We start from the raw sequence: 26,040 nt of genomic DNA, 5'->3' as shown, positions 1-26,040 counted from the left end.
GCGGGTTGGCCTTGATGCAATTGGGCATGGGCACCTGCTGAACAATGGACGGCATCGGACGCTGCGAGTAACGTCGTGGTCTGACGTGCTTTTAAGGAAAATCGACATGTTGACGCGCTGGTTTGCTGTTCCCGCCCTGTTGCTGGCTGTGACCGGGCAAGTCTGGGCCGCCGGTTGCCCACCGTTGCTGGAGGGTTCGTTGCCCAAGCTGCGGGCCAAGGAAACCATTGATTTGTGTCAGCGCTTCGCCGGCAAGCCGCTGGTGGTGGTCAACACCGCTAGCTTCTGTGGGTTCGCTCCGCAATTCAAAGGCCTCGAGGCGCTCAACCAGCGCTACAAGGACCAAGGGTTGCAAGTGCTGGGTGTGCCGTCCAATGACTTCAAGCAGGAGTCCAAGGACGGTGCTGAAACTGCCAAGGTCTGCTACGTCAATTACGGCGTGACCTTCGCCATGACCGAACCTCAGCCGGTACGCGGTGCGGATGCGATACCGCTGTTCAAGCACCTGGCTGAACAATCCGGCGCGCCGAAATGGAATTTCTACAAGTATGTGGTGGACCGTCAGGGCAAGGTCGTTGCCAGTTTTTCCAGCCGGATCAAGCCTGACGATCCCGATTTCATCAAGGCGGTAGAAGCGGCCATTGCCTCCAAACCCTGACGCCTGCCCTGCCACGAAAAAGCCCCGCCTCTTTACAGAGTGCGGGGCTTTTTTTGCTTCAGGTGGCGAGTGGTTCAGGTTCGCCGTGAAACATCAGAAGCGGTAGGTTGCACCGACACCGAAACCGTTGGCGCTGTTTTCATATTTGGCGTTGTAGGACTGGCCGAGGGCATTGCTGCCGCTGACGTTGACTTTTTCTTCCTTGAGGTAGGAATAAGCCACGTCAATGGTCAGGTCGTCGGTCGGGCTCCAGCCGGCACCGAGGCTGAAGATGGTCCGGTCGCCAGTAGGAATGCGTGGCGAGCGGTCGGTATTGTTGGTCGGTGCCTGGTCGAAAGACAGGCCGGTACGCAGTACCCACTGTTTGTTCAACTGGTAGGAAGTACCAATGGCGTAGGCCCAAGTGTCATGCCAGTTTTGCTCTTCGGTGATGGTGCCGAGGAAGGCAGGAGCGAACACACCACCCGATGTTGTCACCCCTTCGTTATTCACGGTGATTTCTTTCAGGCGACTCCAGCGTGTCCAGGTGCTGCCCGCATAAACGGTCCAGGCATCATTGAGCTTTTGGGTGACCGAAAAGTCCACCGATTCAGGTGTGGTGATGTCCAGCGAGGCATCGTAGCGCCCGTTATTCAAAAGTGCCGCAGGAGTACCGGCGCCTGGGCTCACTTCAGTGTGGCCTTCAAGCTTGTACTTGACCTTGGAGTGGTAGGTCAGGCCGACACGAGTGGTGTCGGTCGCCTGGACCAGCACGCCGATGTTGTAGCCGTAGCCAATGTCGTCGCCCTTGATCTTCACGTCGCCGTCATTAGCTGAAAACGGAGTGTTCAGCGTCGACTCCAGAGAGCCGGAAATACGGTTGATGGTCGGGCCGAAACCGATCGATACCTTGTCGTTGAAGGCATAGCTGACGGTTGGCTGGAACGTGACGACCTTCACTTCGCTCTTGCTACCGAAGTTGCCGCCCTGGAAGCCGTTTTCATAATCGGTGATCAAGCCGAACGGTGCGTAGACACCCAGGCCGAAAGCCCATTGATCATCGATAGGCTTGACGTAATAGCCCATCGGAACGCCCGTGAGTGGGACCATGTCGCCCTTGTTGGTGCCGGACTGGGTGCCGCTGGCATCGTCGATATCAGTGGAGGCGTCAATAGCGGCGAAGCCACCGGTCACTTGCTGGCGCTTGAGGCGCGACATGCCGGCAGGGTTGCCAAATACGGTGCTGGCATCATCGGCAACCGAAGAACGACCCGCGAAACCAGTGCCCATGCCACTGATGCTTTGTTCGTTCAAGGCAAAGCCACTGGCGAAAAGTTGAGTGGATGCCAAGGTCACGGCAAGGCCAAGGGTGGTTTTGAGCATCATTTTTTTCATTGTTAGAACTCCTGGTGATCACCGGGGCGAAAATTACCAACATTTTCGGCCAAGCGCTATAGCCTGTATTGCTTGATTTAGAGGGGTTTTGTAGGACAATCCGACCAGATTCGCGACCGTTGTAGGAACTTTCAAAATTTCATGTCAGCAAGCGACCTGGTTCAGTGGTGAAACACAGCTTTGCCAGGCGCAAGTGAAATCTCGCAGACGCCCTTGGGGGTGAAAGGTTTGTCGCCAGATGCGGGCCATGCCCAACAGGTCATCGGCTTCGGGAAGCGGGGTGTTCTGTTCCTCTACCAACAGCCAGGCAATGGCGGTGGCATAGCGCAGGTTGACGGTCAGTTCCAGATGCGGGCCGCTGAGAAAGGCGTGCTGGCTGGCCAGGCCGCGCACCAGGCTGGCACGTTCTGGGTCCAGCGCCAGGTAACGATCCCAGAGTGCCTGGTGTCGAGACTCGGTAATGCGATACAGGCCGTGCCCGCGGCGATCATGCAGGGCTGAACCCAGGGCTGACTGGCTCGCAGCAATACCAAGCAACAAGGATTCCGCAGTTGCGCTATGACGCTCAAGGTAGAGGAGTGTCGGGCGGATCACATATCGACACAGTTCGCTGGCAGCGATACCCATAAAACCCTCGAAGTGTGAATGGGCGGGACCTGAAGAGTGTGGGCTTGGCAGCGGTGGATCGGTCCAGGCCCCGCCGGAAGCGGATCATGCCGCTTGACTTGAAGTGTAGTGTCATATTTACGTTGTAAAGGACTGTTTTTAAAACATCTTCAACGAGCGGTTATAACTGTTATATCCCTTGGTACTTACGCCGTTTCGCTTAATCGAGAAATTCCAGGCAATAAAAAGCCCCGCTTTTGACGGGGCCTTTGGGGTTTCAGCTTTTCTGGCGCCTCAGGCAACCAGTGCCTGGCGGGTACGCTCAATCACGGCCTGCAGCGGTTCGGCGCTGGAGTATTGATCGGGGTACAGGCGTTCGCTATGACGGGCGATGCCGTGTTCGTTGACCAGGGTGAAGCTGAAGCAGCCTTTGCGAGCGGCCATGATCAGGCAGTTCATTGGAGCAAAAGCGTTGGTCAGGGTGCGGATAGCGTCCTGGGTATGGATTTGAGTAGACATGTTATGGGTGTTCCTACAAATGACACGGTTAAGAACCGTGCAACGTTAAAACGTTCCAGTAACGTCGACCACCATTGGTCGAACGAAGAACCCGACTGGAACAAAGCAGCCAGTTTGAGCGCTATAAAAAGTGCGCGCTTGGGCTGGCAGGTAGGTACTTAGGAGGGCAGGCAACACATCGAGGGCAAAGGTTCTGGGCCCGGGGTGAAGATCCTGATCAATTTTGCAGGTTGGTTCGGTCAGAGTAATGAGCCTGGCAACACCCTTTGCATTCGATCAAAGGCTGTGTTGGCGCAAGGTTTACCTGGAAACCATCGAGGAGGCCGGTCTCTTTTTTCGGTGAGGCGTCCTTTGCAGGATGGCTGACCGTGGAGATGTGTTCGACCCGGAATTGACTTTCAGCTTGGTACTAACGCCGCAGATACTAACGGATCGAAACCATGAAGGAAAGGGTGTTGGTTAAAAAATATTCAAAAGAGCGATAACTCACTGTGGGTAGGCGAGCGTATAGCACAGGATTCAAGCGTGCGCAGGTGTGCCCATGCCACGCGCATCGCGGGCAAGGCCTGAGGGTTATCCCCAGGTTTTACCGCCCGATGCGCCAAAAAAGCGCAGCGTTATAACCCGTTCGGCTGTTACTTGTGCACACTCGCTACACCACTTGTCACCGTACTGTCATGTCGAAACAATCCGGGGTGGGTGCCTGTATCCAAAATTTAAGTCAATGAAAAACATCGCTTTTTTTTACTGGTGAAAAAATCGTCAGTTTGAGCGCAGGCCCCGTTCCACAGGGGTTTGCGCGAGTTCAGGGTGGGTTGTCCACTGAGTTATCCACAGCTTCTGTGGATTGTCCCAAGCGCTTGCTCTAGCACGGGCGTGCTGGTTTTTTTTCGACTTTACCCGTGCGAAAAAAGGAGTAGAGTGGCGCGCCTTCCGATCTATCCCACAGTGTTTTATGAAGTTTCGCTCAGTATCAAATCCTGTTACCTCCACACCCCCTGGTGTTACCGCACCCAAGCGTATTTCGATGCGGGTGGCCGAGTGGCTGCTCGACAGCCCGCGACTGGGGGACAGCCCCAGCGTCAAGCACCTGGCCGGCCGTTTACTCAAGCAACCTGCCCGTGAAGGCGTGGTAGCCGCGCAAAGTCGCCTCGGACAGTTGATGTGCCGCGAATGCGGCAACGCCCGGGATCGCCGCATCGGCCAGGACCTGCTGCGCCAGGCCGCGCGGGCCGGCGATGATCGAGCCCGCCGGGCCCTCGGTGAAATCGAAGGCTGAAAACGAAGACCGAGCTGGGCAACCCCTGGCCGCTTGGTTACCCTTCGGGCTTTATTTGATCGGCAGGAATTGTCATGGCTATGGATTTGACCAGCCTGTTGTTTGGCTTGGCGGGCGCTGCGGTGCCATTGCTGGCACTGGCCTGGCACCTGCAACGCCAGGCCGGTGCCGCGCAGACCGAACAGGCCTTGCTGGAAGAACGCCTGGCCACCGCGCATATGGCCCACGACGGCCTCAATGCCCAACTCGATGCCTGCCGTGACGAGATCAGCGACCTGAGCCAAGCCAACGCCGCCAAGCAAGCCGAGCTTGCCGCGGCCTGTCGCGAAGTCGAGTTGTTGCAGATCGAGCGTGACAATGCCCGGGATGCGGCCCACGCCTGGAGCCTCGAACGCGCCAACAAGGAAGCCGAACTGCGGCGGCTCGATGCCCAGGCAGCGTCGTTGCATGCCGAACTGCGCGAGCAGCAGGAAAGCCATCAACAACGCCTGGATGATCTGCAAGGTTCGCGAGACGAGTTGCGGGCACAGTTCGCCGAGCTCGCCGGAAAAATCTTCGATGAGCGCGAGCAGCGCTTCGCCGAAACCAGCCAGCAGCGCCTGGGTCAGTTGCTCGATCCGCTCAAGGAGCGCATTCAGTCGTTCGAAAAACGCGTCGAAGAAAGTTACCAGGCCGAGGCCCGGGAACGTTTCTCCCTGGGCAAGGAACTGGAGCGCTTGCAACAGCTGAACCTGCGCTTGAGCGACGAGGCCACCAACCTCACCCGGGCGCTCAAAGGCCAAAAGACCCAGGGCAACTGGGGCGAGCTGATTCTGGAACGGGTGCTCGAACATGCCGGCCTGGAGAAGGGCCGCGAGTATCAGACCCAGGTCAGCCTCAAGGGCCCCGACGGCGAGCGTTTCCAGCCGGACGTGTTGATTTATCTGCCAGGCGACAAGCAAGTGGTGGTCGACTCCAAGGTCAGCCTCACGGCTTATCAGCAGTACGTGGCCGCCGAAGATGACGCCATCGGCCAACACGCCCTCAAGCAACACGTGGCGTCGTTGCGAGCTCACGTCAAGGGCCTTGCCGGCAAGGACTATAAACGCCTGGACGGTTTGCACAGCCTGGATTTCGTGTTGTTGTTCGTGCCGATCGAAGCGGCGTTTTCCGCCGCCCTGCAAGCCGAGCCGAACCTGTTCCAGGAAGCCTTCGACCGCAACATCGTGATCGTCAGCCCGACCACATTGCTGGCGACGCTACGGGTGATCGACAGCTTGTGGAAGCAGGAGCGCCAGAGCCAGAACGCCCGGGAAATCGCCGAGCGGGCCGGGTGGCTGTATGACAAGTTCGTCTTGTTCATCCAGGATCTGGACGAGATCGGCAGTCGTTTGCAGCAGCTGGACAAAGCCTACAGCGCAGCGCGCAACAAACTGACGGAAGGGCGCGGCAACCTGATCAGCCGCAGCGAACAGCTCAAGCTGCTCGGCGCCCGGGCCAGCAAGAGCCTGCCCAGCGAATTGCTTGAACGGGCGATGACCGATGCGGATGGGCTGCCTGAGTTGCCGGAAGAAGCCGGGTCCTCTCAAGGTTGATGCAAGCCCTAAGTTGAAACAAAAACCTGTGGCGAGGGGATTTATCCCCGCTCGGCTGCGCAGCAGTCGCAAATCGGCTAGCACGGTCCATCTGCTGAACCGAAGTGTCTGATCTTGGGGTTGTTGCACAACCCAGCGGGGATAAATCCCCTCGCCACAAGTTTGATGCCTGGCGGTAGGAACTCGATTTTCCTACAATGGTAAATGCCGACTCAACAACGCCCGCAACGCCGCCGGTTTCACCGGCTTGGCCAGGTAATCCAGACCCGCCGCGTGCACCTGGGCCACCGTTTCGGGGCGGCCGTCGGCGCTGATCACCACCCCTGGCACGGGTTCCCCCATGCGCGTGCGCAACCAGGCCATCAGCTCAGTGCCGGTCTCGCCGCCGTCCAGATGAAAATCCACCAACGCCAGTTGCGGTCGACCGCCCTGGGCCAGCCAACGCTCGCATTCTTCTCGGTTGCGCGCCGTCCATACCTGGCAACCCCAGCGTGTCAGCAGGCTGTTCATGCCGATCAGGATGCTGTCTTCGTTATCGACGCACAGCACCTGGGCGCCGCTTGGCAAATGACCGTTGGGTTCGGCCGCGGGGCTCGGTACGACGGCTTGTGTATGAGCCAATGGGACGCTGACACTGAACACGCTGCCGCGCCCCGGCCAAGAGCGCACGCGCAAGGTGTGGCCTAGCACACGGCATAGCCCGTCGGCGATGGCCAGGCCCAGGCCCAGGCCTTTTTCGGCGCGGGTCTGGTGGCTGTCCAGACGCTTGAACTCTTCGAAAATGACCTGCAACTTATCTTGGGCGATGCCCGGCCCGCGATCCCAGACTTCCAGGCACAACTCGCCGTCGCGCCGGCGTACGCCCAGTAGCACCGGCCCTTTGGCGTAGCGAAAGGCATTGGTCAGGAAATTCTGCAAAATGCGCCGCAACAGCTTGATATCGCTGTCCACCCGCAGTTGCGAGCCGCGGACCCGGAACTTCAAGCCTTGCTCCTGGGCCAGCGCCGTGAATTCTGCGCCGAGGGTATCGAACAACTCATTGAGGGCGAAGGGCTTGCGGTCGGGGTTGATCTTGCCGTTTTCCAGGCGGGAGATATCCAGCAGGTCGGTGATCAGGTCTTCAGCCGAGCGCAGCGAGCTGTCCAGGTGTTGGACCAGTTGCCGGGCCTCGCTCGGCAAGCTGTCGTGTTGGTGGGACAGTGCGGCAGAGAACAGCCGCGCAGCGTTGAGCGGTTGCATCAGGTCATGGCTGACCGCCGCCAGGAACCGGGTCTTGGATTGATAGGCCGCTTCGGCGGTGCTCTTGGCTTCGGTCAGGGCCAGGTTCAGCTGTGACAACTCCCGGGTGCGTTCGGCCACCCGTTGCTCCAACCCCTCGTTGGCTTCGGTCAGCGCTTGTGCGGCCTCACGGAAGGCTGTGATGTCGGTGAAACTCATGACGAAACCGCCACCGGGCATCGGGTTGCCGATCAGCTCGATCACCCGTCCGTTGGGGAACAGCCGTTCAGAGGTATGGGCGCGGCCCTGGCGCATCCAGTGCAGGCGTCGGGCGACGTGGACTTCGGCTTCGCCTGGGCCGCAGAGGCCACGTTCGGCGTTGTAACGGATGATATCGGCAATGGGCCGGCCGACACTGATCAAGCCGTCCGGATACTTGAACAGTTCCAGGTAGCGACGATTCCAGGCCACCAGCCTGAGGGACTGGTCGACCACGCTGATGCCCTGGCTGATGTTCTCGATGGCGCCTTGCAGCAGCGCGCGGTTGAACTGCAGCACCTCCGAGGCTTCGTCTGCGATCCGGACGACGTCTTCGAGCTGCATCTCCCGGCCTTCAATGGCGGCTTTTACCACAGCCCTTGTCGAAGAGGCTCCGAGTACACCGGCCAGCAGGCGTTCGGTGTGGGCGATCCATTCACTGTCGGCGTTCTGGGTCGGGTTGAAGCCTTTGCCCTGGCGGTAGGCAAAGCGAATGAAACTCTGTCGCGCCCGCTCTTCACCGACGAAACGGGCGGCCAGTTGCAACAGGTCTTCGATGTGCACCGCCAGCATTGATCGGGGGTTGGGGCGGGCGCTGATTTCCTGGCCGATGAAGCGTCCCGCCTGCCAGTGTTCCGAGACGCGTGTGCGCGACAGCACGGACACCCAGGCAAACAGCGTGAAGTTACCGGCCAGGGACAGGACCACCCCTTGGGTCAATGGGGTAATCGGCAGGTTCAAGGGGTTGCCGTGCAGCCAAGCCAGGCCGGGGAAACTGCCGAGCGACCAGCCCAGGCTATGGGCGGCAATCGGTAATACCAAGGTGTAGAACCACAGGAAAATACCCATGGCGAGGCCGGCGAACACACCGCGGCGGTTGGCCTGTTTCCAGTACAACGCGCCGAGCATGGCGGGGGCCAGTTGGGTCACGGCGGCAAAGGCGATCTGGCCGATGGTCGCCAGGCTCGCTGTCGAACCCAGCAGACGGTAGCTGACGTAGGCCAGCAACAGGATCACGACGATGCTCACTCGACGCACCGACAGCATCCACTGGCGGAACACTTCGAAGGGCCGTTCGGCGTTGTTGCGGCGCAGCAGCCACGGCAACAACATGTCGTTGGAGACCATGGTGGACAGCGCCACGCTGGCCACGATCACCATGCCGGTCGCCGCCGAGGCGCCGCCAATGAACGCCAGCACTGCCAGGGCCGGGTGGGCCTGGTCGAGGGGCAGGCTGATGACGAATGAGTCCGGCAGTACCGAGTCGGGCAACATCATTTGCCCGGCGAGGGCGATGGGCACCACGAACAGCGCGGCCAGGGCCAGGTAGGCGGGGAATACCCACTTGGCCAGGCGCAGGTCCTGGGGCTCGATGTTTTCCACCACGGTCACGTGGAACTGCCTTGGCAGGCAGATGATCGCCATCATCGCCACCCCGGTCTGCACCACCATGGACGGCCAGTTGATGGTTTCTTTCCAGTACTGCTCCAGGCGTGGGGCGAGCATCGCCTGGTTGAACAGATCGTCGAAGCCGTCGTATAGGCCGTATGTCACGAACGCACCGACCGCCAGGAAGGCGAACAACTTGACCAGGGATTCGAAGGCAATCGCCAGCACCATGCCGCGGTGGTGTTCGGTGGCGTCCAGGTTGCGGGTACCGAACACGATAGTGAACAGCGCCAGGATCAGCGAGACGATCAGCGCGGTGTCCTGGGCGCGGGTGCCCATGGCATCGGCGCCGGCACCGATCAACAGGTTCACCCCGAGCACAATGCCCTTGAGTTGCAAGGCGATGTACGGCAGCACGCCGACCAGGCAGATCAGTGCAACCACCACCGCCAGGGATTGGGACTTGCCATAGCGGGCGGCGATGAAGTCGGCGATGGAGGTGATGTTCTCCTGCTTGCTTATCATCACCATTTTCTGCAGGACCCACGGCGCCAGCACCAGCAGCAGGATCGGCCCGAGGTAGATCGGCAGGAATGACCAGAGCTGTTCGGCGGCCTGGCCCACGGCGCCAAAGAACGTCCAGCTGGTGCAATACACCGCCAGCGACAGGCTGTAGACCCAGGCCCGCACCCGTGGCGGCAGCGGTGTGCTGCGCCGGTCGCCGTAGAAGGCGATGGCGAACATGGTGGCCATATAGACCAGGGCGACGAAGGCGATCAGCCCGCTGGACAGCGACATGGAAACTCCCGGACAAAGACACCGGGACTTGAGCCCGGCAGGACAGTCTCGCATGCCCGCTCGGGTTCGTCAGTGTCGACCAAGGTCGAGGCGTGGTGGGGTGTCGCAGAGGGGGGGATTCTTGGGTTATGCAGGGGGGGGGCTGGCCTCATCGCGAGCAAGCTCGCGATGGCGGCCTTACTGAGCCAGCGCGATATCCACCAACCGATACAACTCCTCAACCGCCAACGGCGCGGTAGCAAAGAGAATGCGAAACACCGTCGGTGCCACCACCACATTGATCAGCCGTTCGACGCCTGGATTGGGCTCATCGGGGTAGCGATCCAGGATGATCTGCAACTGACGGCTGATGATCCCCACGCAATACCCCGGGGTGGCGCAGGCTTGGATGTCGCGCATCATGTTGCGACCAGGTTCGGAGCTCATTTCGTCCAGGTACTGCTCGGCCCAGGCGCGCAGGTCGCCGCGCAAGCTGCCCGTGTCGGCCGGTTCACCGTCAGGGCGCATGCGGGCGATGGCGACGTCGGCCAGCAGCGCCGCCAGATCGCCCCAGCGCCGGTAGATGGTAGACGGCGTCACCCCGGCGCGCGCAGCGATTTGCGGCACGGTCAGGGTCGCACGGTCCTGCTCTTGCAGCAGGGCGCGAACTGCCGAATGAATCGACTCTTGGACCCGGGCGCTTCTACCGCCGGGGCGTAAACCTTCTTTAATTGCCATGCGTCAGACCTTAACACAAAGAATTTGCTTTAAGCGCACGCCGGTAGCACACTCCGCAAAAGCAAAAAATTAGCTTTTGTGAATGTTCTTGTGGAGCGTGCCCATGTCCCGTCCAGCTTCGACCCGCGCCAGCCTGATATTCCTGGCGCTCACCTTGCTCGGTTTTCTCGCCGCGTCCAGCGCGCCGACGCCGTTGTACCACCTCTATCAGGAACACTTGCAGTTTTCCCCGGCCATCCTGACGCTGATTTTCGGTGTGTACGCGTTCAGTCTGTTGGCGGCCTTGCTGACCGTGGGTTCGCTGTCGGATTACCTGGGCCGTAAACCGGTGATCTTCGTGGCGCTGTTGCTCAATATGCTGGCGATGCTGCTGTTTATCAGTGCCGACAGCGTTGCCTGGTTGATCAGTGCCCGATTGATCCAGGGATTTGCCACCGGCATGGCCACCAGCGTGCTGGGGGCTGCCTTGCTGGATTTCGACCGTCGCCAAGGTCCGCTGATTACCAGTGTCGCGCCGCTGTTGGGCATGGCATGCGGGGCGCTGGGCTGTGGCCTGCTGGCCGAGTTCGCGCCGTTGCCCTTGCAGCTGACGTACTGGCTTCTGTTGGGCTTGTTCCTGGTCCAGGCCATTTACCTCTGGCGCCTGGCAGAAAGCGTCAGCCCGCAACCCGGTGCCTGGCAGTCCCTGCGGCCAACCCTGCACGTGCCGCGCCAGGCACGGCAAGCCTTGTGGCGGGTCCTGCCACTGGATCTGGCGGCCTGGGCCGTGGGCGGTTTCTACTTGTCGCTGGCACCGTCCCTGGTACGGACGGCAACCGGATCGACCTCCAATCTGATCGGCGGCGCGCTGGTGGCGGTGCTGACCCTCAGTGGTGCGTCGTCCATCTACCTGCTGCGCAACCAAGAAGCAGACAAAATGTTGCGCCTGTCCGCGAGCCTGCTGGTGATTGGTCTGGCGCTGGTACTGGCAGCGGTGCACGACGCCAGCTTGCCTTTGTTCTTCGCCGGCACACTGGTCACCGGCGGCGGCTTTGGCGCCGGGTTCCTGGGCGCGCTGCGCAGCATCATGCCGCTGGCGTTGCCCCACGAACGGGCGGGCTTGATGTCGGCGTTCTATGTCCTCAGTTACCTGGCCTTCAGCGTGCCGTCGTTGCTGGCGGGGAACCTGACGCGGGTGTTCGGATTGATCCCAACCACCGATGGCTATGGCGCGGTGTTGATTGTGCTGTGTGCCGCTGCGTTGTGGGGGGTGCGTCAGTCCATAAAACCACTGAGCGATGGCGTTGGGCCTTGAAGCCAAGCATGCAGCGCCATCGGCTGTGGGTTAGTCTTGGCGCCTGAGCCTTTTTCCGGACGAACTCTTGAAAATCATTCGCAGCAAATCCTTCACCGGGGACCGTGCCTGGGCGGCGCTGGATATCGCCAACATGAACGGCATCACCACGCGCCTGCACTGGACCGACCAGCCGTACAAATGGCACATCAATGACGGCCAGGAAGTCTTCGTGGTGCTCGATGGACAAGTGCGGATGTGCTATCGGGAAGAGGGTGTCGAAAAGGAGACTTTGCTGCAGGTTGGGGATATTTTCTACGCCTCGGTGGGCACCGAGCATGTGGCCAAGCCCTTGGGCGAAGCGAGGATCCTGGTGATCGAGACCGAAGGCAGTGTCTGATGGTTATCTGCAAAATCGATAACATATAGAGAAATTACCCGTTATATAGATATTCGATTCGGCTCTAGCATGGCTCCACCTCATCCGGGGACAGGAGTTCGCCATGACATGCTGCGCTGCAAAAAACCGTTTGCGTCCATTGAGCCATTTGCCCAGGCCGCTGGAGGCCATTCGCCAATTCACGCCTAACTGGTTTGCCGTGGTCATGGGCACCGGTGTGCTGGCGCTGGCCTTGGCGCAATGGCCTGGGAATGTGCCGGACCTGCGCCCTTTGGGTGAAGGCTTGTGGATGTTCAACATGTTGTTGTTCGTGGTGTTCGCCCTCATGTACACGGCCCGTTGGGTGCTGTTCTTCGATGAAGCGCGTCGGATTTTCGGCCATTCAACGGTCTCGATGTTTTTCGGCACTATTCCCATGGGGCTGGCGACCATCATCAACGGCTTTTTGGTATTTGGGCTGCCGCGCTGGGGGAGCGGTGTGGTGGCAGTGGCCGAGGCGTTATGGTGGATCGACGTAGCCCTGTCGCTGGCCTGTGGTGTGCTGATCCCATTCTTGATGTTCACCCGCCAGGAACACCGCATCGATCAAATGACCGCCGTGTGGCTCTTGCCGGTGGTGGCCGCCGAAGTCGCGGCGGCCAGTGGCGGACTGTTGGCGCCGCATCTGACCGACGCTCATGGGCAACTGGTCATGCTGGTGACCAGCTACGTGCTCTGGGCCTTTTCCCTGCCGGTGGCGTTCAGCATCCTGACGATTTTGCTGTTGCGCATGGCGCTGCACAAACTGCCTCACGAAAACATGGCCGCCTCGAGTTGGCTGGCTCTCGGCCCGATCGGCACCGGGGCCCTGGGCATGTTGCTGCTGGGCAACGATGCCCCGCTGATTTTTGCCGCCAATGGCCTGCCCGGCGTGGGCGAAATCGCCGCCGGGTTGGGCCTGGTCGCCGGTATCACGCTGTGGGGCTTGGGGCTGTGGTGGATGTTGATGGCACTGCTGATCACCGCGCGCTACCTGCGCGCAGGCATCCCCTTCAACCTTGGCTGGTGGGGCTTTACCTTTCCCCTGGGCGTGTACGCGTTGACCACGTTGAAGCTTGCGGATCTGCTGGGCTTGGCTTTTTTCAGCGCGTTCGGGGCTGTGCTGGTGGCGATGCTGGTGGTGATGTGGCTGATCGTCGGGCGGCGTACGGTACTGGGCGCCTGGCACGGTGAGTTGTTTGTGTCGCCATGTATTGCAGGGCTGGCGAAATAATCGCTAAAGACAGGTAATGTGTGGCCTGGATCGAAAAACGTTCATTCCAATAAGCGTCCACGCCACTCAGGAACATGGAAGATGAGTCACCCTTCGCAGTTCAGTTTGCTTCGCACGCGGCGTTTCCTGCCGTTCTTCATCACGCAGTCCTTGGGCGCGTTCAACGACAACATTTTCAAGCAGTCGCTGATCCTCGCCATCCTCTACAAATTGACCATCGAGGGCGATCGCTCGATCTGGGTCAACCTCTGCGCGCTGCTGTTTATCCTGCCGTTCTTTCTGTTCTCGGCGCTGGCAGGGCAGTTCGGGGAAAAATTCGCCAAGGACGCGTTGATTCGTCTGATCAAGCTCGGCGAAATCGCCATCATGGCGGTCGGCGCAGTAGGGTTTCTGTTTGATCACTTATCACTGATGCTGGTAGCGCTGTTCGCCATGGGCACGCATTCGGCGTTGTTCGGCCCGGTGAAGTATTCGATCCTGCCGCAGGCCTTGCGCGAGGAGGAGTTGGTCGGCGGCAATGGGCTGGTGGAGATGGGCACCTTCCTGGCGATCCTGGCCGGAACCATTGGTGCCGGGATCATGATGTCCTCGGCGCAGTACGCACCCGTGGTGTCCACCGCGATCATCGGCGTTGCCGTGCTCGGTTACCTGGCCAGCCGCAGCATTCCGCGCGCGGCCGCAGCTTCGCCGCAAATGCGCTTGAACTGGAACATCTTCAGCCAATCCTGGGCCACCCTGAAACTGGGGTTGGGGCAAACCCCGGCAGTGTCCCGTTCGATTGTCGGCAACTCCTGGTTCTGGTTCGTCGGTGCGATCTACCTGACGCAGATCCCCGCCTATGCCAAGGAGTGGATGCACGGTGACGAAACCGTGGTGACCTTGATCCTGACGGTATTCTCGGTGGGGATCGCCTTGGGTTCGATGCTCTGCGAAAAGCTTTCCGGGCGTAAAGTCGAGATTGGCCTGGTGCCGTTCGGTTCGTTCGGGCTGACGGTGTTCGGCCTGCTGTTGTGGTGGCATTCCGGCGGGATCCCCGACAGCATCGATGGCCACGGTTGGCTTGAAGTGCTCGGCTTCGGCCACGCCTGGCTGGTGCTGATCGACATCCTGGGCCTGGGCGTCTTCGGTGGTTTCTATATCGTGCCGCTGTACGCGCTGATCCAGTCGCGCACTGTAGAGAACGAACGGGCGCGGGTGATTGCCGCCAACAATATTCTCAACGCGTTGTTCATGGTGGTCTCGGCCATCGTCTCCATTGTCTTGCTGAGCCTGGTCAAGCTGTCGATCCCGCAGTTGTTCCTGGTGGTGTCGTTGCTCAACATCGGCGTCAACGCCTACATCTTCAAGATCGTCCCCGAGTTCAGCATGCGTTTCATGATCTGGCTGCTGAGCCATTCCATGTACCGCGTAGAGCACCGCAACCTGGAGGCGATCCCGGACGAAGGCGCTGCGTTGTTGGTCTGCAACCACGTCTCCTTCGTCGATGCCTTGCTGATTGGCGGCGCGGTGCGTCGGCCGATTCGCTTCGTGATGTACTACAAGATCTACAACCTGCCGGTGCTGAATTTCATCTTCCGCACCGCCGGGACGATCCCGATCGCCGGGCGCCAGGAAGACATTCACATCTACGAAAATGCCTTCAAGCGAATCGCCCAATACCTGAAGGACGGTGAGTTGGTGTGCATCTTCCCTGAAGGAAAACTGACCGGTGACGGTGAGATCAATGAGTTCAAGAGCGGACTGACACGCATCCTCCAGGAGACATCGGTGCCGGTGATTCCCCTGGCGTTGCAGGGCTTGTGGGGCAGTTTTTTCAGCCGCGACCCGGCCAAAGGGCTGTTTCGCCGGTTCTGGTCGCGGGTGACGCTGGTGGCGGGTTCGGCGGTCGCGGTGGAAGTGGCTGAGCCGGCGAAGTTGCAGGTGTTGGTGGGGCAATTGCGTGGGACTGTCCGCTAGGACAAAAACTGTGGAAGCAAAAAGCTTTTGGGAGCAAGCCCAATGGGTTTAAAGCCTGTGGGGAGCAAGGTCTGTGGGAGCAAGGCTTGCCCGCGATAGCGATCGCAAGGACGCCATCGCGAGCAAGCTTTGCTCCCACAGGTTTAATCCCACAGACCTTGCTCCCCACAGGCTTAAATCCCACAGACCTTGCCCCCATAGGTTTGGCTCTTGCAGGAGAATTCAGGCGCTGACCTTGAGCCCGATCAACCCAGCAACGATCAATGCCACGCTGGCCAGGCGAACCAGTGCCATCGACTCACCAAACAAAATGATCCCGGCGATCACCGTGCCCACGGCACCGACCCCGGTCCAGATCGCATAGGCTGTACCCAGCGGCAGTTCCTTCATTGCAAGGCCGAGCAGGCCGAGGCTGATTGCCATGGCGGCGATCGTCAGTGCAGTGGGGAGAGGGCGGCTGAAGCCGTCGGTGTATTTCAGGCCGACAGCCCAGCCGACTTCGAACAGGCCGGCAAAAAAAAGAATGATCCAGGACATCACACACCTCATCGATGGATGGGGTCGTCCCCGGATAACGATCGCTCTAGCGTTGCGGGGTCGTCCCCACATTGGGCGCAAGAGTGCCCAATGCTGACGACTCGGTCAAGATCACCCTTCAGTCCGCCGCTTGACGGGCCTGTAGCTCACGGTCCAGTTTCTCGCTCATGCGCCGCAAGTAAGTCGAGAGCAGGGCCCCGGAAATGTTGTGCCAGACGCTGAACAGCGCGCTGGGTACTGCCGCCAGTGGCGAAAAGTGTGCACTCGCCAACGCTGCACCCAGGCCGGAGTTCTGCATGCCCACTTCCAGCGACAGGGTTTTGCGCTGGGCCAGCGGCAAGCCGAACAAGCGCCCGGTGTAGTACCCCAGCAGATAACCGAAGCTGTTGTGCAGCATCACGATGGCCATGATCAGCAGGCCGGATTCGGCGATCTTCGCCTGACTGGCTGCCACTACCGCCGCGACGATGATCACGATGCTCACTACCGATATCAGCGGCAGCACTTCTACGGCATGACGCACCCTGGCACCCAACAGGCGTTGGGCAACGATACCCAGTGCGATCGGCAACAGGACAATTTGCAGGATCGACCAGAACAGCGCCGAGAACGACACCGGCAACCAGGCCGAGGCCAGCAGCCAGATCAGCGCCGGGGTCAGCAGAGGGGCGAGCAGGGTGGTGATGGCGGAAATCGCCACGGCCAGGGCCAGGTCACCGCGAGCCAGCCAGGTCATGACATTGGACGACGTGCCGCTCGGGCAGCAACCCACCAGGATCACCCCGACGGCGATCTCCGGCGGCAGGCTGAACGCTTGGCAAAGCAGCCACGCCGTGGCGGGCATGATCACGAATTGGGCAATCACCCCCAAGGCTACACGTCCTGGATGACGGGCAACTTCGGCGAAGTCTTCCAGCTTGAGTGCCAGGCCCATGCCGAACATCACCAGGCCCAGCAGCGGCACGATGGCGACTTTCAGGTCGACGAACCACTGCGGTTGCAGGAAGGCCAGGACCGCGAAAATCAGTACCCAGTAAGCGAAGGTGTTGCCGACAAAGCGACTTAATGCAGCCAATGCGCGCATGACCTGATCCTTATTATTAAGAACACCGAATACTAATGTGGGAGCGAGCTCGCTCGCGATAGCGGAGTGTCATTCAACATCATCGTTGAATGTCAGTCAGTCTTCGCGAGCAAGCCCGCTCCCACAGCGGGGCGGGGTTTAGATCCCCTGCGGAATCTCTTCCCCACCCAACGCTTCAACCAGCGCCGGCAGGAACTCGCCGAACGTCAACATCATCAGCGTGAAGCTGGCGTCCAGTTGGCCGAGGGCTTCGTCGCCACCGTCCTGTTCTGCCTGGTCCTGCAGCAGGTCTTCGAACTTCAGGCGCTTGACCACCATCTTGTCGTCGAGCACGAAGGACAGCTTGTCCTGCCAGGCCAGCGACAGTTGCGTTACCACCTTGCCGGTGTTCAGGTGCAGCTGGATTTCGTCGCTGGTCAGGTCCTGGCGCTTGCAGCGCACGATGCCGCCGTCTTCGTGAGTGTCGCGCAGTTCGCATTCATCGAGCACGAAGAAATCGTCCGCGGCTTTCTGGGTCTTGACCCAGTCGGTCATGGTGGCGGTCGGAGCCATCTTGACCGTCAGCGGGCGTACCGGCAGGGAGCCGATGACTTCGCGCAGGGTAGACAGCAGGTCTTCGGCGCGTTTCGGGCTGGCCGAGTTCACCAGGATCAGGCCCTGTTTCGGCGCGATGGCGGCGAAGGTGGACGAGCGACGAATGAACGCACGGGGCAGGAACGCCTGGATGATTTCATCCTTGAGTTGGTCCCGTTCCTTTTTATAGACCTTGCGCATTTGCTCGGCTTCGATCTCTTCGACCTTTTCCTTCAGGGCATCGCGCACGACGCTGCCCGGCAAGATGCGTTCTTCCTTGCGCGCGGCGATCAGCAGGAAGTCCTGGCTGACGTGCACCAGTGGTGCATCCTCGCCTTTGCCAAACGGCGCGACGAAACCGTAAGTGGTCAACTCCTGGCTTGCACATGGACGCGCCAGTTTGCTGGCCAGTGCAGTTTCCAACGCCTCGGCATCAAAAGGCAGATCTTGGGTCAGGCGATAGATAAGCAGGTTTTTGAACCACATGGGGTGAGTCTCTCCTTTATACAAAGGGGGGCATTATTCTCTTCGCGGCGCCATAGGCCAACCCTTCGCTAAGCCTTTGGAAGGCCTGAAAAAATTAATTTAAAAAGTGCTTGCCAGCTTAAAGAGTGCTCCGTAGAATGCGCGCCACACCGAAAGCGAAGGGTGATTAGCTCAGCTGGGAGAGCGTCTGCCTTACAAGCAGAATGTCGGCGGTTCGATCCCGTCATCACCCACCATTCGTTCAACGTGTTACGCGCAGCGGTAGTTCAGTCGGTTAGAATACCGGCCTGTCACGCCGGGGGTCGCGGGTTCGAGTCCCGTCCGCTGCGCCATATTCGGTAACCTGGAACACTGAACGCCAGGTCACCACATGAAGCCCGCTAACGCGGGCTTTTTGCTGTTTGAAGTTCCCGTGGTGTGCGTTGCTCATGTTTTTTGATGAATTTGCTAATTAAATCAGCACGTTACAAAAAATTGTGAGAGAATGCGCCCCGCATCGGAAGTGAAGGGTGATTAGCTCAGCTGGGAGAGCGTCTGCCTTACAAGCAGAATGTCGGCGGTTCGATCCCGTCATCACCCACCAAACTTTCAGTGTTACGCGCAGCGGTAGTTCAGTCGGTTAGAATACCGGCCTGTCACGCCGGGGGTCGCGGGTTCGAGTCCCGTCCGCTGCGCCATATTCGGTTATCTGGAATGCTGAACGCCAGGTGGCTACTAGAAACGACGCTTTTCCTTTACCAGGGAAGAGCGTCGTTTTTTTTTGGTTCTTTTTTTGTGTATATCCGTTACCGAAGAAACGGATATACCCCCAAAACCCATCGTCTACTGCTCAGCATTCCGACTATGACGATAATCGCTGACCGCCTCATACACCGCCTTACGCAATCGATTGATCCCACCAATAGGCCGATGCGCCTCAATACCAAACCAGGGATTGAACGACTGATTATCACAAGCCAGATTCAACTTGGGCGTATCAAAATCCTGAGCCGGAACCTTGATCCGCGCCACGGTCTCGAACGGCGCATCACTTTCCTGCCATTCAATACTGGTGTCTTCAATGGGCATGTACTTGCTCGGATCCTGACGCTGAATCTGCAAGACAAAACATGCCGGCACCCGGTCGGTGGATAACTGCTGATTCAACGCGCTACGCAAGAAATTCGGCAGGTCCTGGTTCTGGGGAGGCAGGGTGTAGCTCGGGCAACTGTCCGGGTCCGGCGCGACGCGAAACTTGGCGTTGGCGTCACCGAACTTGTAGGGCGATACCGAAAAATACGTGGTCTGGGTCGGACTGGCCGGTGGCGGTGAGAGGGTCGCCAGGGCGATGAACAGATGACGGATCTGCCAGGTGCGCGGATCCACGCTCGGAAAGAACGCCATCGCCTTCTTCCCATCGGCCTGGGCGGCCACATTCTGACGGTACTCGGCGACATCACTGACAAAGAAGTTCGGATGGTTGAACATCACGAAATCCTGCTCACCCTGTGATTGCCGGTCAGCGAGCAATTGCTTGCCCGGTACGTTCATCAGCTTGATCGCCATTCCCCGTGCATCGCGCAGGCTGTCGAACTGCGGATAGGCGTTGCCGTTGGACAGGCGGATCGTCGCCTGCCAGACCTTCCCCGGCTCGGCGAATACCCCTTGGCGCAACGGTGTCGGCAGGTCGTTCGGCACCTGGACTTCGGCCATGACACAGCCGTGGGCCTTGGCGTGGGCGTCGCGCAGATAGCGCGTGCCCTCGCGGTGCTGGTCGACGATGCGAATAGCAGTCTGGATGATGTCCTGGGTCATGGCGGCTTCACCGGGCGCGACCTGCTCCTTGTCCGGCACCGGTCCCTTGTGTTGCCAGGCAAACCAGGCCGTGGACAGTGCCCAGCCGAGCAGCCCGATGCCCAGCAGCCACAGGAGCGTCTTGCCCAAAAAGGCGCCGAGGCGCAGCCAGAGCGTGATCAACATTGAAACTTCCTTTTACCTGTGGGGTTCATCATTACAGTTGCGACTCCAGTGGCCCGCCCAGCACCTTTAAATATTCCAGCAAGGCCCAGCGTTCCTGCGGTTGCAGCAAGCGGCCAATGACGCCGTTACCTCGCTCGCCCGCGCGGAATTCGTGACCGCTGTTGTGGTTGCCGGTAATGCGGGTATCGAAGAGAAAACCGTTGGTAAAGGCTTCGGTGCGATAGCCCAGGTGGCGCGGGTCGTATTCGAAGTTGCCTTTATAGAACGTGGTCGCGCGCTCGTCCTGGGGTGACAGCAGTTGATAGATCGTCGGCACCGAGCCGTTGTGCAGGAACGGTGGCGTGGCCCAGACGCCGGCCAGCGGCCGGGCCTTGTAGGCGCGCAATTCACGTACGCCGATGGGCAGGCCGAAACCATCCAGGGCCGGGCGCTCGGCGGGGGTGACGCCGGCGTCGCGGTAAGCGCGGTTCTCGACGAATGCCGTGACGTAGGCCAGGCCTTTGGCGACCGAGAGTTGGCTCAGGTCCAGCGGTTCCGTCGGGGTTGGGTGCAGTTGCACTTCCAGCTTCGCCAGCTCGGCCGGATCCCACTGCAGGCTGGTCAGGTCAAAGCGGTGGTCGGCGATGTTATTGGCGGTGCCCGGGTCGGTGCCGATCACCTGCACGGGGAGCATGTGCAATTGCTGGACCGGCCTGTCGGGTCCTTGGACCACCTTGGGTACATGGCAGCCGGCACAGTTTTCGGTGAACAGGGCCCGACCCTTGGCCGCCAGCGGCTTGTCGATTGAGCCCAGCAGCGCTTCAGGCCACTCAGGCGGCTTGAGCAGTTGCAGTGTTTCTTCGATCTTGTTCAAGTCGCGCACACGCACGCTGGAGGGGTATCGCGCATCGCCCTGCAGCGGTTTGCCCTGGGCGTCGAAGAAATTCAGCGTGGCGCCGACCCCCAGCGCCTCACCGACGTTGCGGGCCATCGGTTGCTGGGCCGATCCGTTCCATTGCACCCAGTCGAACGTCCATATGTCCCACAGTTGCGGGTAATCCACCGGTGCGTTGGCCACCCGGTAGTTCTTGGTTGAAATGGCGTCGCCAAAGCTGGCATTGGCGATGCGCCCGAAGGCGTCGGTACGGCCAGGGCCTTCTTCGGTGGGGTAGAGGCCGCGATGGGTGTCGTTCCAGGCCACCCGCAGGAACGTGTCCAGGGAGACTTTGAAGGCTTTGCGCAATTCCTCGTGGCGGGCGTCGTAGTCCTTGCCCAGCACTTGGCGGGCGAAGCGCTCGAATTTCCATGGGTTGTAGTAGGTAGATGCCAGGCTGGCGACCAATGCTTGTCCGAAACTGCCACCGCGTAATGTAGGAACACTGGAGGGCAGCACGTGCTGAGCCGAGCCGCCATCGATCCGTATCGCCTGGCCCTTGAAGCGCAATTCGCCGGTATGGCACGCCGCGCAGGTGATATCCAGGAATTGGTCGGTGCTGCCCGGGCTCTGGTGCCGCGCAAACCCTACCGGCAAGTTGCCGGGGTTGTCTGGCGAGGCTTTCTGTGCCGGATCGACCAGGAAACCAAAGCGCGCCAGATATTCAGGCGAAGCGAAGCGTTGTTGCGAAAACGGCAATTCGAGGGCGGTGAACCAGTCATAGCGCAGGCCTTTGACCTGGGTGCCCTGTGGCGTGAAGTAATACGTCTTGCGCTCGGCAGCGCTCCATTGATCAAGGTAATGCACCTGTTCGACGGGCGTGTAGAACGGCAAGCGAGGATTGGCAACGTAATAAAGCACTACGGCCACGACGACGATCAGCAGCGCGAGGAGCAGCAAGAGAATGCGAGAGAGAAGGCGCACGGTAACGTCCTTGTTTTTTTGATAAGCCCTTATGCCTCAGTGTTGCGCGACGGGCAAGTGGCCATTACCCCTGGCCTGTGGAGGAGCGGCAATTTGTCCCTATGCGTAACAGATGACAGATGCTTCATTGGTACAGGCTTAAAAAGCGTTTGCGGACCTGAACTTATCGCCACTTTGTGGCTCACATGCCGGTAGCCATTGGTCGTGGCCGCCTGATAAGCTCGCGGCTTTATTCGATTGCCCTTTAGGCGCATGAACAAGGAAATAGCATGAAACAGCATCGGTTGGCGGCGGCGGTGGCCCTGGTTGGCCTGGTACTCGCGGGTTGCGACTCGCAGACCAGCGTAGAGCTGAAGACCCCGGCGCAGAAAGCTTCCTACGGTATTGGCCTGAACATGGGCAAGAGCCTGGCTCAGGAAGGCATGGATGACCTGGACTCCAAAGCGGTCGCCCAGGGCATCGAAGATGCCGTCGGCAAGAAAGAACAGAAGCTGAAAGACGAAGAACTGGTCGAAGCCTTTGCCGCGCTGCAAAAGCGTGCCGAAGAGCGCATGGCCAAGATGAGCGAAGAGTCGGCAGCCGCCGGCAAGAAATTCCTCGAAGAAAACGGCAAGAAAGCCGGTGTCACCACCACCGCTTCGGGCCTGCAGTACGAAGTGGTCAAGAAAGCCGATGGTCCACAACCTAAGCCAACCGACGTAGTGACTGTTCACTACACCGGCAAACTGACCAACGGCACCGTGTTCGACAGTTCCGTTGAACGTGGCAGCCCGATCGACCTGCCGGTCAGCGGCGTGATCCCGGGTTGGGTCGAAGGCCTGCAACTGATGCACGTTGGCGAGAAGTACAAGTTGTACATCCCGAGCGACCTGGCCTACGGCGCCCAGAGCCCGAGCCCGGCCATCCCGGCTAATTCGGTCCTGGTGTTCGACCTGGAACTGCTGGCGATCAAGGATCCGGCAAAAGAAGACGCAGCCAAGTAATCGCGTCTGCTAGAACGACAACGCCTCGCTTATGCGGGGCGTTGTTGCATCTGGGCTGCGGCAATATGGCAAAAAAACCGAACGCGGGATGCAGGGTATAGTCATAGGCAATACAGTCGCTGTGCTAGACGCAGTCAGCCGGTCAAGTCAATGAAATATTGGGTTTTTTTATGTGAGTAAAAAACGCCCGATCTAAGCCGAGCCCTTATGAAACGGGGGCTTCAGCGGTGAAATGCAGCTCTGTTCACAAGGTTATCCACAATTTGTGTGGATAACATTTCAGTGGGAGAAAAAATGAAGGCCCCGTGGAATTTTGCGCGATTTCTGCCCTTGGCAGGCCGCTTGCTGGCCCGCGGTCGATTGCCGACGTTGCTGTTCGCCGTCGCGAGCAAAAGTGCCCGTGAGGGTGGACGGCTGGGCAAGCTCAAGGAGGACCTGCGTCTGTTGCAGGCCTTGTGCCTGGCCTACTGGCGAGGCGAATACCGCGCTGTCAGTGCCAAGTCGATGCTGTCGGTGGTGGCAGGACTCATGTATTTCCTCAGCCCCCTGGATGCGATCCCGGACATCTTGCCAATGTTTGGCATGTTCGATGATATCGCCGTGCTGGCCTGGGTCATGAAAACCCTCGACGTGGAACTCGAGGCTTTCCGCGCCTGGCGTTATCGGCAATCGCCCGAGAAGTTGGCCCGGGTCGAAAGGCTTCCCGATACCCCGGAACAACTCCAACTTCAAGGCCAGAAAGAAACCTGATTCGGTAGCACTTACCCCTGAGAATTCATCGCCCCGCGACCTTAGCCGGTATTAGGATTACACTTCCAAGAAAAAAGGCTGACTCGCTAAGTGTTGTTGTCCTACGGGGTAGACATGGATATTCAAATAATCACACGTGACGGAGAGCCCGAATATGCGGTTTTGCCGTGGGATCAGTACCAGTCGTTGTTGAAGGCAGCAGGCATCGATCAAGCACCGCCGCGCGAAGCGACAGTCCGTCACGCGGCGGCACCGGGCCAGGTTCTCCCTGGCCTGGATCAATTACGCAGTTTGCGCGAAGGGAAGGGCATCGCCATCGAGGCGCTGGCCCGCACGGTAGGTATCAGCCCGTCTTATCTGGCCTTGATCGAGAGCGGCGAGCGTCAGCCCGATGCCGCGATTCGGCGCAGTCTGGCCTGGGAGTTGACGGTGCCGGGTTGGAGGGAAGAATCGTGAGCGTACGCATCAGTCGGCAGCATTGGGATGGGTTGTTGGGTGAGTTGGACCAGGCGCGTCGCCAGCGCCACTTATTGACCTACCGCGCCTTGCTGGAGCGTCTGCAACTGCCCAGCCCGGCCATGCTGACCTTGACCGCGGCCCTTGAACACCTGGCGGCGCTGGACGCCCGGGCGGAACAGCCGTTGCGCAGTTCATTGGTGATCAGCCAGGGCGCCAGTCGGTTGCCGCGCACGGGGTTCTTCGAGTGCGTTGAACGCCTGGGTCGTTTTTCCGGGCCTTCCGATGGCGTGGCCGCCGCTTCCTGGCACGCTTCAGAAGTGGTTCGGGTATTCGAATACGAGTACCCCGAATCGGCGGAGGCCTGAATGCTCTGGCGACTCAAGGCGCGGGCCAGTTACTGGCTGGCGCGTCGGTTGTTTCATTGGTCCTGGTTCGTTCGCCAGCCGCGTGGCTGGGCCTGGCTCGAGGGCCAATTCTCCCGCATGGCGAACCTGGGTGACGTCGGTGCGCAAAGCTTCTATGGGCACATTCTCACGTTTCGCGGCCAAGGGCTGGGTGCCCGTGAAGAAGGGATTCGCCTGCTACGGCTGGCGGCATTGGCCGGTGATGGCAAGTCTGCCTACCAGGTTGGTGTGATCAGCCTGGCAGGCACGGCCAGCAAGGCGCCGGACCCGGTTGACGCGGCACGTTGGTGGGCCTTGGCGGCGAAAGCCGGGCACCCGCTGGCCGAAATCAAGCTCAAATCACTTGAAGTTCGCGATCTCTAGGATTATCCGCAGGCGATTCGTTATGCAGACCAGACGATTTAGCGAATCGCCCTACGCGCTCTATCTCTTTCCCCTGACTTAATTCCCCAGTCCCCCCTGGCAAAGTCTCGCGCTCCCTGAGCGCTGCGAGACGTCTGCCCATGTTCGACCGTTTTTTCCTGCCGGCCCTTGAGCGAGCCCTGTCCTGATGGATCAGGTGAGCCATATCGAGCAGGAACTCGACAGCTTCAAAGACACCCTGTCGATCTACCGCGAGCAGCTCGAGCGCTGGTACGGCAGAGCGGCGGACCGTGCCAGTCATGCGGCGGACCTGCCGTCGCTGATGGGCATGGAGCGGGTGATCCGCTTTGGTGACAGCACCACCGCTGTCAGCACCGGTGACGATGACTTCCTCTCCACGGTCGTCCAGTGCCCCAAGGGCGGGCCGATGACGATCGAGAGCAAGTTCGAGTCGGTGTACGACATCCCGCTGGGCGACATCGTGGTGGATGTGGTGGATGTGGACAGCGGCGAGGTCACGCCGGTCACCCTGGATGCCCAGGGCCTGGGGACCTTCACGGGGGAGGCGGGCAAATCCTATCGGGTTCACGTTCAGGGCGAGGTTTCTCCCCGGCAGATTGAGCATCTGTTTTCTTCATACGACGGCTTGACCCGTGATCTGACGGACTGGTTGCGCGGTGAGTGGCAGGGTTTCAAGCCGCTATGGGCGCAGCAGTCCTTGGCAACGTCGGCGGCGGCGGTGGGCAACGGGTTGCTCGCCGGCAGTTGGGCGGCGATTGAAAGTGTGTGGGACAGCATCAGCTTGATCTCGGACATTCTCAAGGATCCCGGTCAGTTTGCTGATCGGTTGGGCGAAAGCGCCAAGCAGCTGGAGGACCTGGCGAAAAAAACGCCGCTGGTGATGGCCAAGCTGCAACTGCTGGCCAGCGACGAAGCGGCGCTGTGCCTGTTGGTACGCACCGCCAGTCTCTGGCTGGACATGCTGCCGCCCAGTGAGGTTGCCGGCGAAACGGCCGAAGCCTTGTCGAGAATGGCGGTGCAGCTGTTGATCGATCTGTTGATCGGTGTCGTCCTGACCTTCATCGGGGCGGGTGCCGGTATCGCTTATCTGGCGATGCGCCTGGGGAATGTTGGCCTACGCCTGCTCGGTGTCCTGCAGCGTTTCATCCGTGCGATCTTCGCGGTGGTCAACGGCTTCATGAACTACGTGGACCGCTACAAGAGCGTGGCGGCACGCGGCATTGCGGCGGGGATCAAGAAAGGTCGGATGCAACTGCGCTGGGATGCGCAGCGCAACACCACGCTGAAAAAACACGAACATCACGACGACGCCT

At 60.0% G+C, this 26,040-nt stretch carries 22 protein-coding genes, 4 tRNA genes and 1 pseudogene; 17 read left to right on the top strand and 10 right to left on the bottom strand.

The window, feature by feature from the left end:
- Nucleotides 1–106 precede the first annotated feature (106 nt).
- Nucleotides 107–658 (top strand): glutathione peroxidase, encoded by a 552-nt coding sequence (locus tag AC09SL_RS09150; protein WP_058544005.1) that lies wholly within the window; start codon nt 107–109, stop codon nt 656–658.
- A gap of 93 nt (nt 659–751) precedes the next feature.
- Here AC09SL_RS09150 and AC09SL_RS09145 read toward each other — a convergent pair whose 3' ends face one another.
- The 3 genes from AC09SL_RS09145 to AC09SL_RS09135 form a co-directional block, all read right to left on the bottom strand.
- The gene (locus AC09SL_RS09145) at nt 752–2,032 is read right to left on the bottom strand and encodes an OmpP1/FadL family transporter (protein WP_058544006.1); all 1,281 of its coding nucleotides are present in this window, start codon (nt 2,030–2,032) and stop codon (nt 752–754) included.
- 144 nt (nt 2,033–2,176) lie between these two features.
- Complete coding sequence (locus tag AC09SL_RS09140) at nt 2,177–2,659, bottom strand: hypothetical protein (RefSeq protein ID WP_058544007.1); 483 nt, start codon at nt 2,657–2,659, stop codon at nt 2,177–2,179.
- Nucleotides 2,660–2,932: 273 nt separating this feature from the next.
- Nucleotides 2,933–3,157 carry a hypothetical protein gene (locus tag AC09SL_RS09135; RefSeq protein WP_007898912.1) on the bottom strand — a complete coding sequence of 75 codons (225 nt, stop codon included), beginning with the start codon at nt 3,155–3,157 and terminating at the stop codon, nt 2,933–2,935.
- Between the two features lie 955 nt (nt 3,158–4,112).
- Here AC09SL_RS09135 and AC09SL_RS09130 point away from each other — a divergent pair.
- A complete protein-coding gene (locus AC09SL_RS09130) occupies nt 4,113–4,436 on the top strand; it encodes an SEL1-like repeat protein (protein WP_081264533.1) in 324 nt (107 codons plus the stop codon).
- A gap of 188 nt (nt 4,437–4,624) precedes the next feature.
- Nucleotides 4,625–6,010, top strand: coding sequence for a DNA recombination protein RmuC (locus AC09SL_RS09125; protein ID WP_175360967.1), 1,386 nt, complete (start codon nt 4,625–4,627; stop codon nt 6,008–6,010).
- Between the two features lie 192 nt (nt 6,011–6,202).
- Here AC09SL_RS09125 and AC09SL_RS09120 read toward each other — a convergent pair whose 3' ends face one another.
- Nucleotides 6,203–9,673: a hybrid sensor histidine kinase/response regulator gene (locus AC09SL_RS09120; RefSeq protein WP_058544009.1), complete on the bottom strand. Its 3,471-nt coding sequence runs from the start codon at nt 9,671–9,673 to the stop codon at nt 6,203–6,205.
- A gap of 177 nt (nt 9,674–9,850) precedes the next feature.
- A complete protein-coding gene (locus AC09SL_RS09115) occupies nt 9,851–10,390 on the bottom strand; it encodes a TetR/AcrR family transcriptional regulator (protein WP_064107102.1) in 540 nt (179 codons plus the stop codon).
- Nucleotides 10,391–10,493: 103 nt separating this feature from the next.
- Here AC09SL_RS09115 and AC09SL_RS09110 point away from each other — a divergent pair, with 103 nt between their 5' ends.
- From AC09SL_RS09110 to AC09SL_RS09095, 4 genes are all read left to right on the top strand, one after another.
- Nucleotides 10,494–11,684, top strand: a complete 1,191-nt coding sequence (locus AC09SL_RS09110) for an MFS transporter (RefSeq protein ID WP_058544010.1) — start codon at nt 10,494–10,496, stop codon at nt 11,682–11,684.
- A gap of 67 nt (nt 11,685–11,751) precedes the next feature.
- Nucleotides 11,752–12,063 carry a cupin domain-containing protein gene (locus AC09SL_RS09105; RefSeq protein WP_058544011.1) on the top strand — a complete coding sequence of 104 codons (312 nt, stop codon included), beginning with the start codon at nt 11,752–11,754 and terminating at the stop codon, nt 12,061–12,063.
- Nucleotides 12,064–12,166: 103 nt separating this feature from the next.
- Nucleotides 12,167–13,315 carry a TDT family transporter gene (locus AC09SL_RS09100; protein ID WP_058544012.1) on the top strand — a complete coding sequence of 383 codons (1,149 nt, stop codon included), beginning with the start codon at nt 12,167–12,169 and terminating at the stop codon, nt 13,313–13,315.
- Between the two features lie 81 nt (nt 13,316–13,396).
- A complete protein-coding gene (locus AC09SL_RS09095) occupies nt 13,397–15,271 on the top strand; it encodes an MFS transporter (protein WP_058544013.1) in 1,875 nt (624 codons plus the stop codon).
- A 222-nt stretch (nt 15,272–15,493) separates the two neighbouring features.
- Here the strand turns inward: AC09SL_RS09095 and sugE are convergent, their stop codons facing one another.
- The 3 genes from sugE to rdgC form a co-directional block, all read right to left on the bottom strand.
- Nucleotides 15,494–15,808 (bottom strand): quaternary ammonium compound efflux SMR transporter SugE, encoded by a 315-nt coding sequence (gene sugE, locus AC09SL_RS09090; RefSeq protein ID WP_003204587.1) that lies wholly within the window; start codon nt 15,806–15,808, stop codon nt 15,494–15,496.
- Between the two features lie 118 nt (nt 15,809–15,926).
- Nucleotides 15,927–16,892 carry a bile acid:sodium symporter family protein gene (locus AC09SL_RS09085; protein ID WP_058544014.1) on the bottom strand — a complete coding sequence of 322 codons (966 nt, stop codon included), beginning with the start codon at nt 16,890–16,892 and terminating at the stop codon, nt 15,927–15,929.
- 138 nt (nt 16,893–17,030) lie between these two features.
- Nucleotides 17,031–17,951 (bottom strand): recombination-associated protein RdgC, encoded by a 921-nt coding sequence (gene rdgC, locus AC09SL_RS09080; protein WP_014339706.1) that lies wholly within the window; start codon nt 17,949–17,951, stop codon nt 17,031–17,033.
- A gap of 160 nt (nt 17,952–18,111) precedes the next feature.
- On the opposite strand from rdgC, the gene AC09SL_RS09075 reads away from it, so the two are divergent.
- From AC09SL_RS09075 to AC09SL_RS09060, 4 genes are all read left to right on the top strand, one after another.
- Nucleotides 18,112–18,187, top strand: a tRNA-Val gene (locus AC09SL_RS09075).
- A gap of 19 nt (nt 18,188–18,206) precedes the next feature.
- A tRNA-Asp gene (locus tag AC09SL_RS09070) sits at nt 18,207–18,283 on the top strand.
- Between the two features lie 175 nt (nt 18,284–18,458).
- Nucleotides 18,459–18,534, top strand: a tRNA-Val gene (locus AC09SL_RS09065).
- Between the two features lie 17 nt (nt 18,535–18,551).
- A tRNA-Asp gene (locus tag AC09SL_RS09060) sits at nt 18,552–18,628 on the top strand.
- Between the two features lie 145 nt (nt 18,629–18,773).
- Here the strand turns inward: AC09SL_RS09060 and AC09SL_RS09055 are convergent.
- Both AC09SL_RS09055 and AC09SL_RS09050 read right to left on the bottom strand, forming a co-directional pair.
- Nucleotides 18,774–19,910 (bottom strand): catalase family protein, encoded by a 1,137-nt coding sequence (locus AC09SL_RS09055; RefSeq protein ID WP_058544015.1) that lies wholly within the window; start codon nt 19,908–19,910, stop codon nt 18,774–18,776.
- 31 nt (nt 19,911–19,941) lie between these two features.
- Nucleotides 19,942–21,747, bottom strand: coding sequence for a di-heme-cytochrome C peroxidase (locus AC09SL_RS09050; RefSeq protein WP_058544016.1), 1,806 nt, complete (start codon nt 21,745–21,747; stop codon nt 19,942–19,944).
- 269 nt (nt 21,748–22,016) lie between these two features.
- Here AC09SL_RS09050 and AC09SL_RS09045 point away from each other — a divergent pair, with 269 nt between their 5' ends.
- The 6 genes and pseudogenes from AC09SL_RS09045 to AC09SL_RS09020 form a co-directional block, all read left to right on the top strand.
- On the top strand, nt 22,017–22,730 hold the full coding sequence (locus AC09SL_RS09045; RefSeq protein WP_003204577.1) for a BamJ family beta-barrel-assembly machinery protein: 714 nt from the start codon (nt 22,017–22,019) through the stop codon (nt 22,728–22,730).
- A 294-nt stretch (nt 22,731–23,024) separates the two neighbouring features.
- Entirely contained in the window at nt 23,025–23,480 is a 456-nt protein-coding gene (locus AC09SL_RS09040; RefSeq protein ID WP_058544017.1) for a YkvA family protein, read from the top strand.
- Nucleotides 23,481–23,594: 114 nt separating this feature from the next.
- A complete protein-coding gene (locus AC09SL_RS09035; RefSeq protein ID WP_003204574.1) occupies nt 23,595–23,936 on the top strand; it encodes a helix-turn-helix domain-containing protein in 342 nt (113 codons plus the stop codon).
- Nucleotides 23,933–24,304, top strand: coding sequence for a hypothetical protein (locus tag AC09SL_RS09030; protein WP_058544018.1), 372 nt, complete (start codon nt 23,933–23,935; stop codon nt 24,302–24,304). Before AC09SL_RS09035 ends, AC09SL_RS09030 begins: the two co-directional genes overlap by 4 nt.
- Nucleotides 24,305–24,706: an SEL1-like repeat protein gene (locus AC09SL_RS09025; protein ID WP_058544019.1), complete on the top strand. Its 402-nt coding sequence runs from the start codon at nt 24,305–24,307 to the stop codon at nt 24,704–24,706. It abuts the gene before it with no gap.
- 187 nt (nt 24,707–24,893) lie between these two features.
- Nucleotides 24,894–26,040 (top strand): annotated as a pseudogene (locus AC09SL_RS09020) (type IV secretion protein Rhs); the annotation flags it as partial.

This window comes from Pseudomonas sp. PF05 (assembly GCF_056521845.1).
The sequence above is the reverse complement of the archived record's forward strand: the minus strand, read 5'-3'. Positions and strand labels throughout refer to the sequence as shown.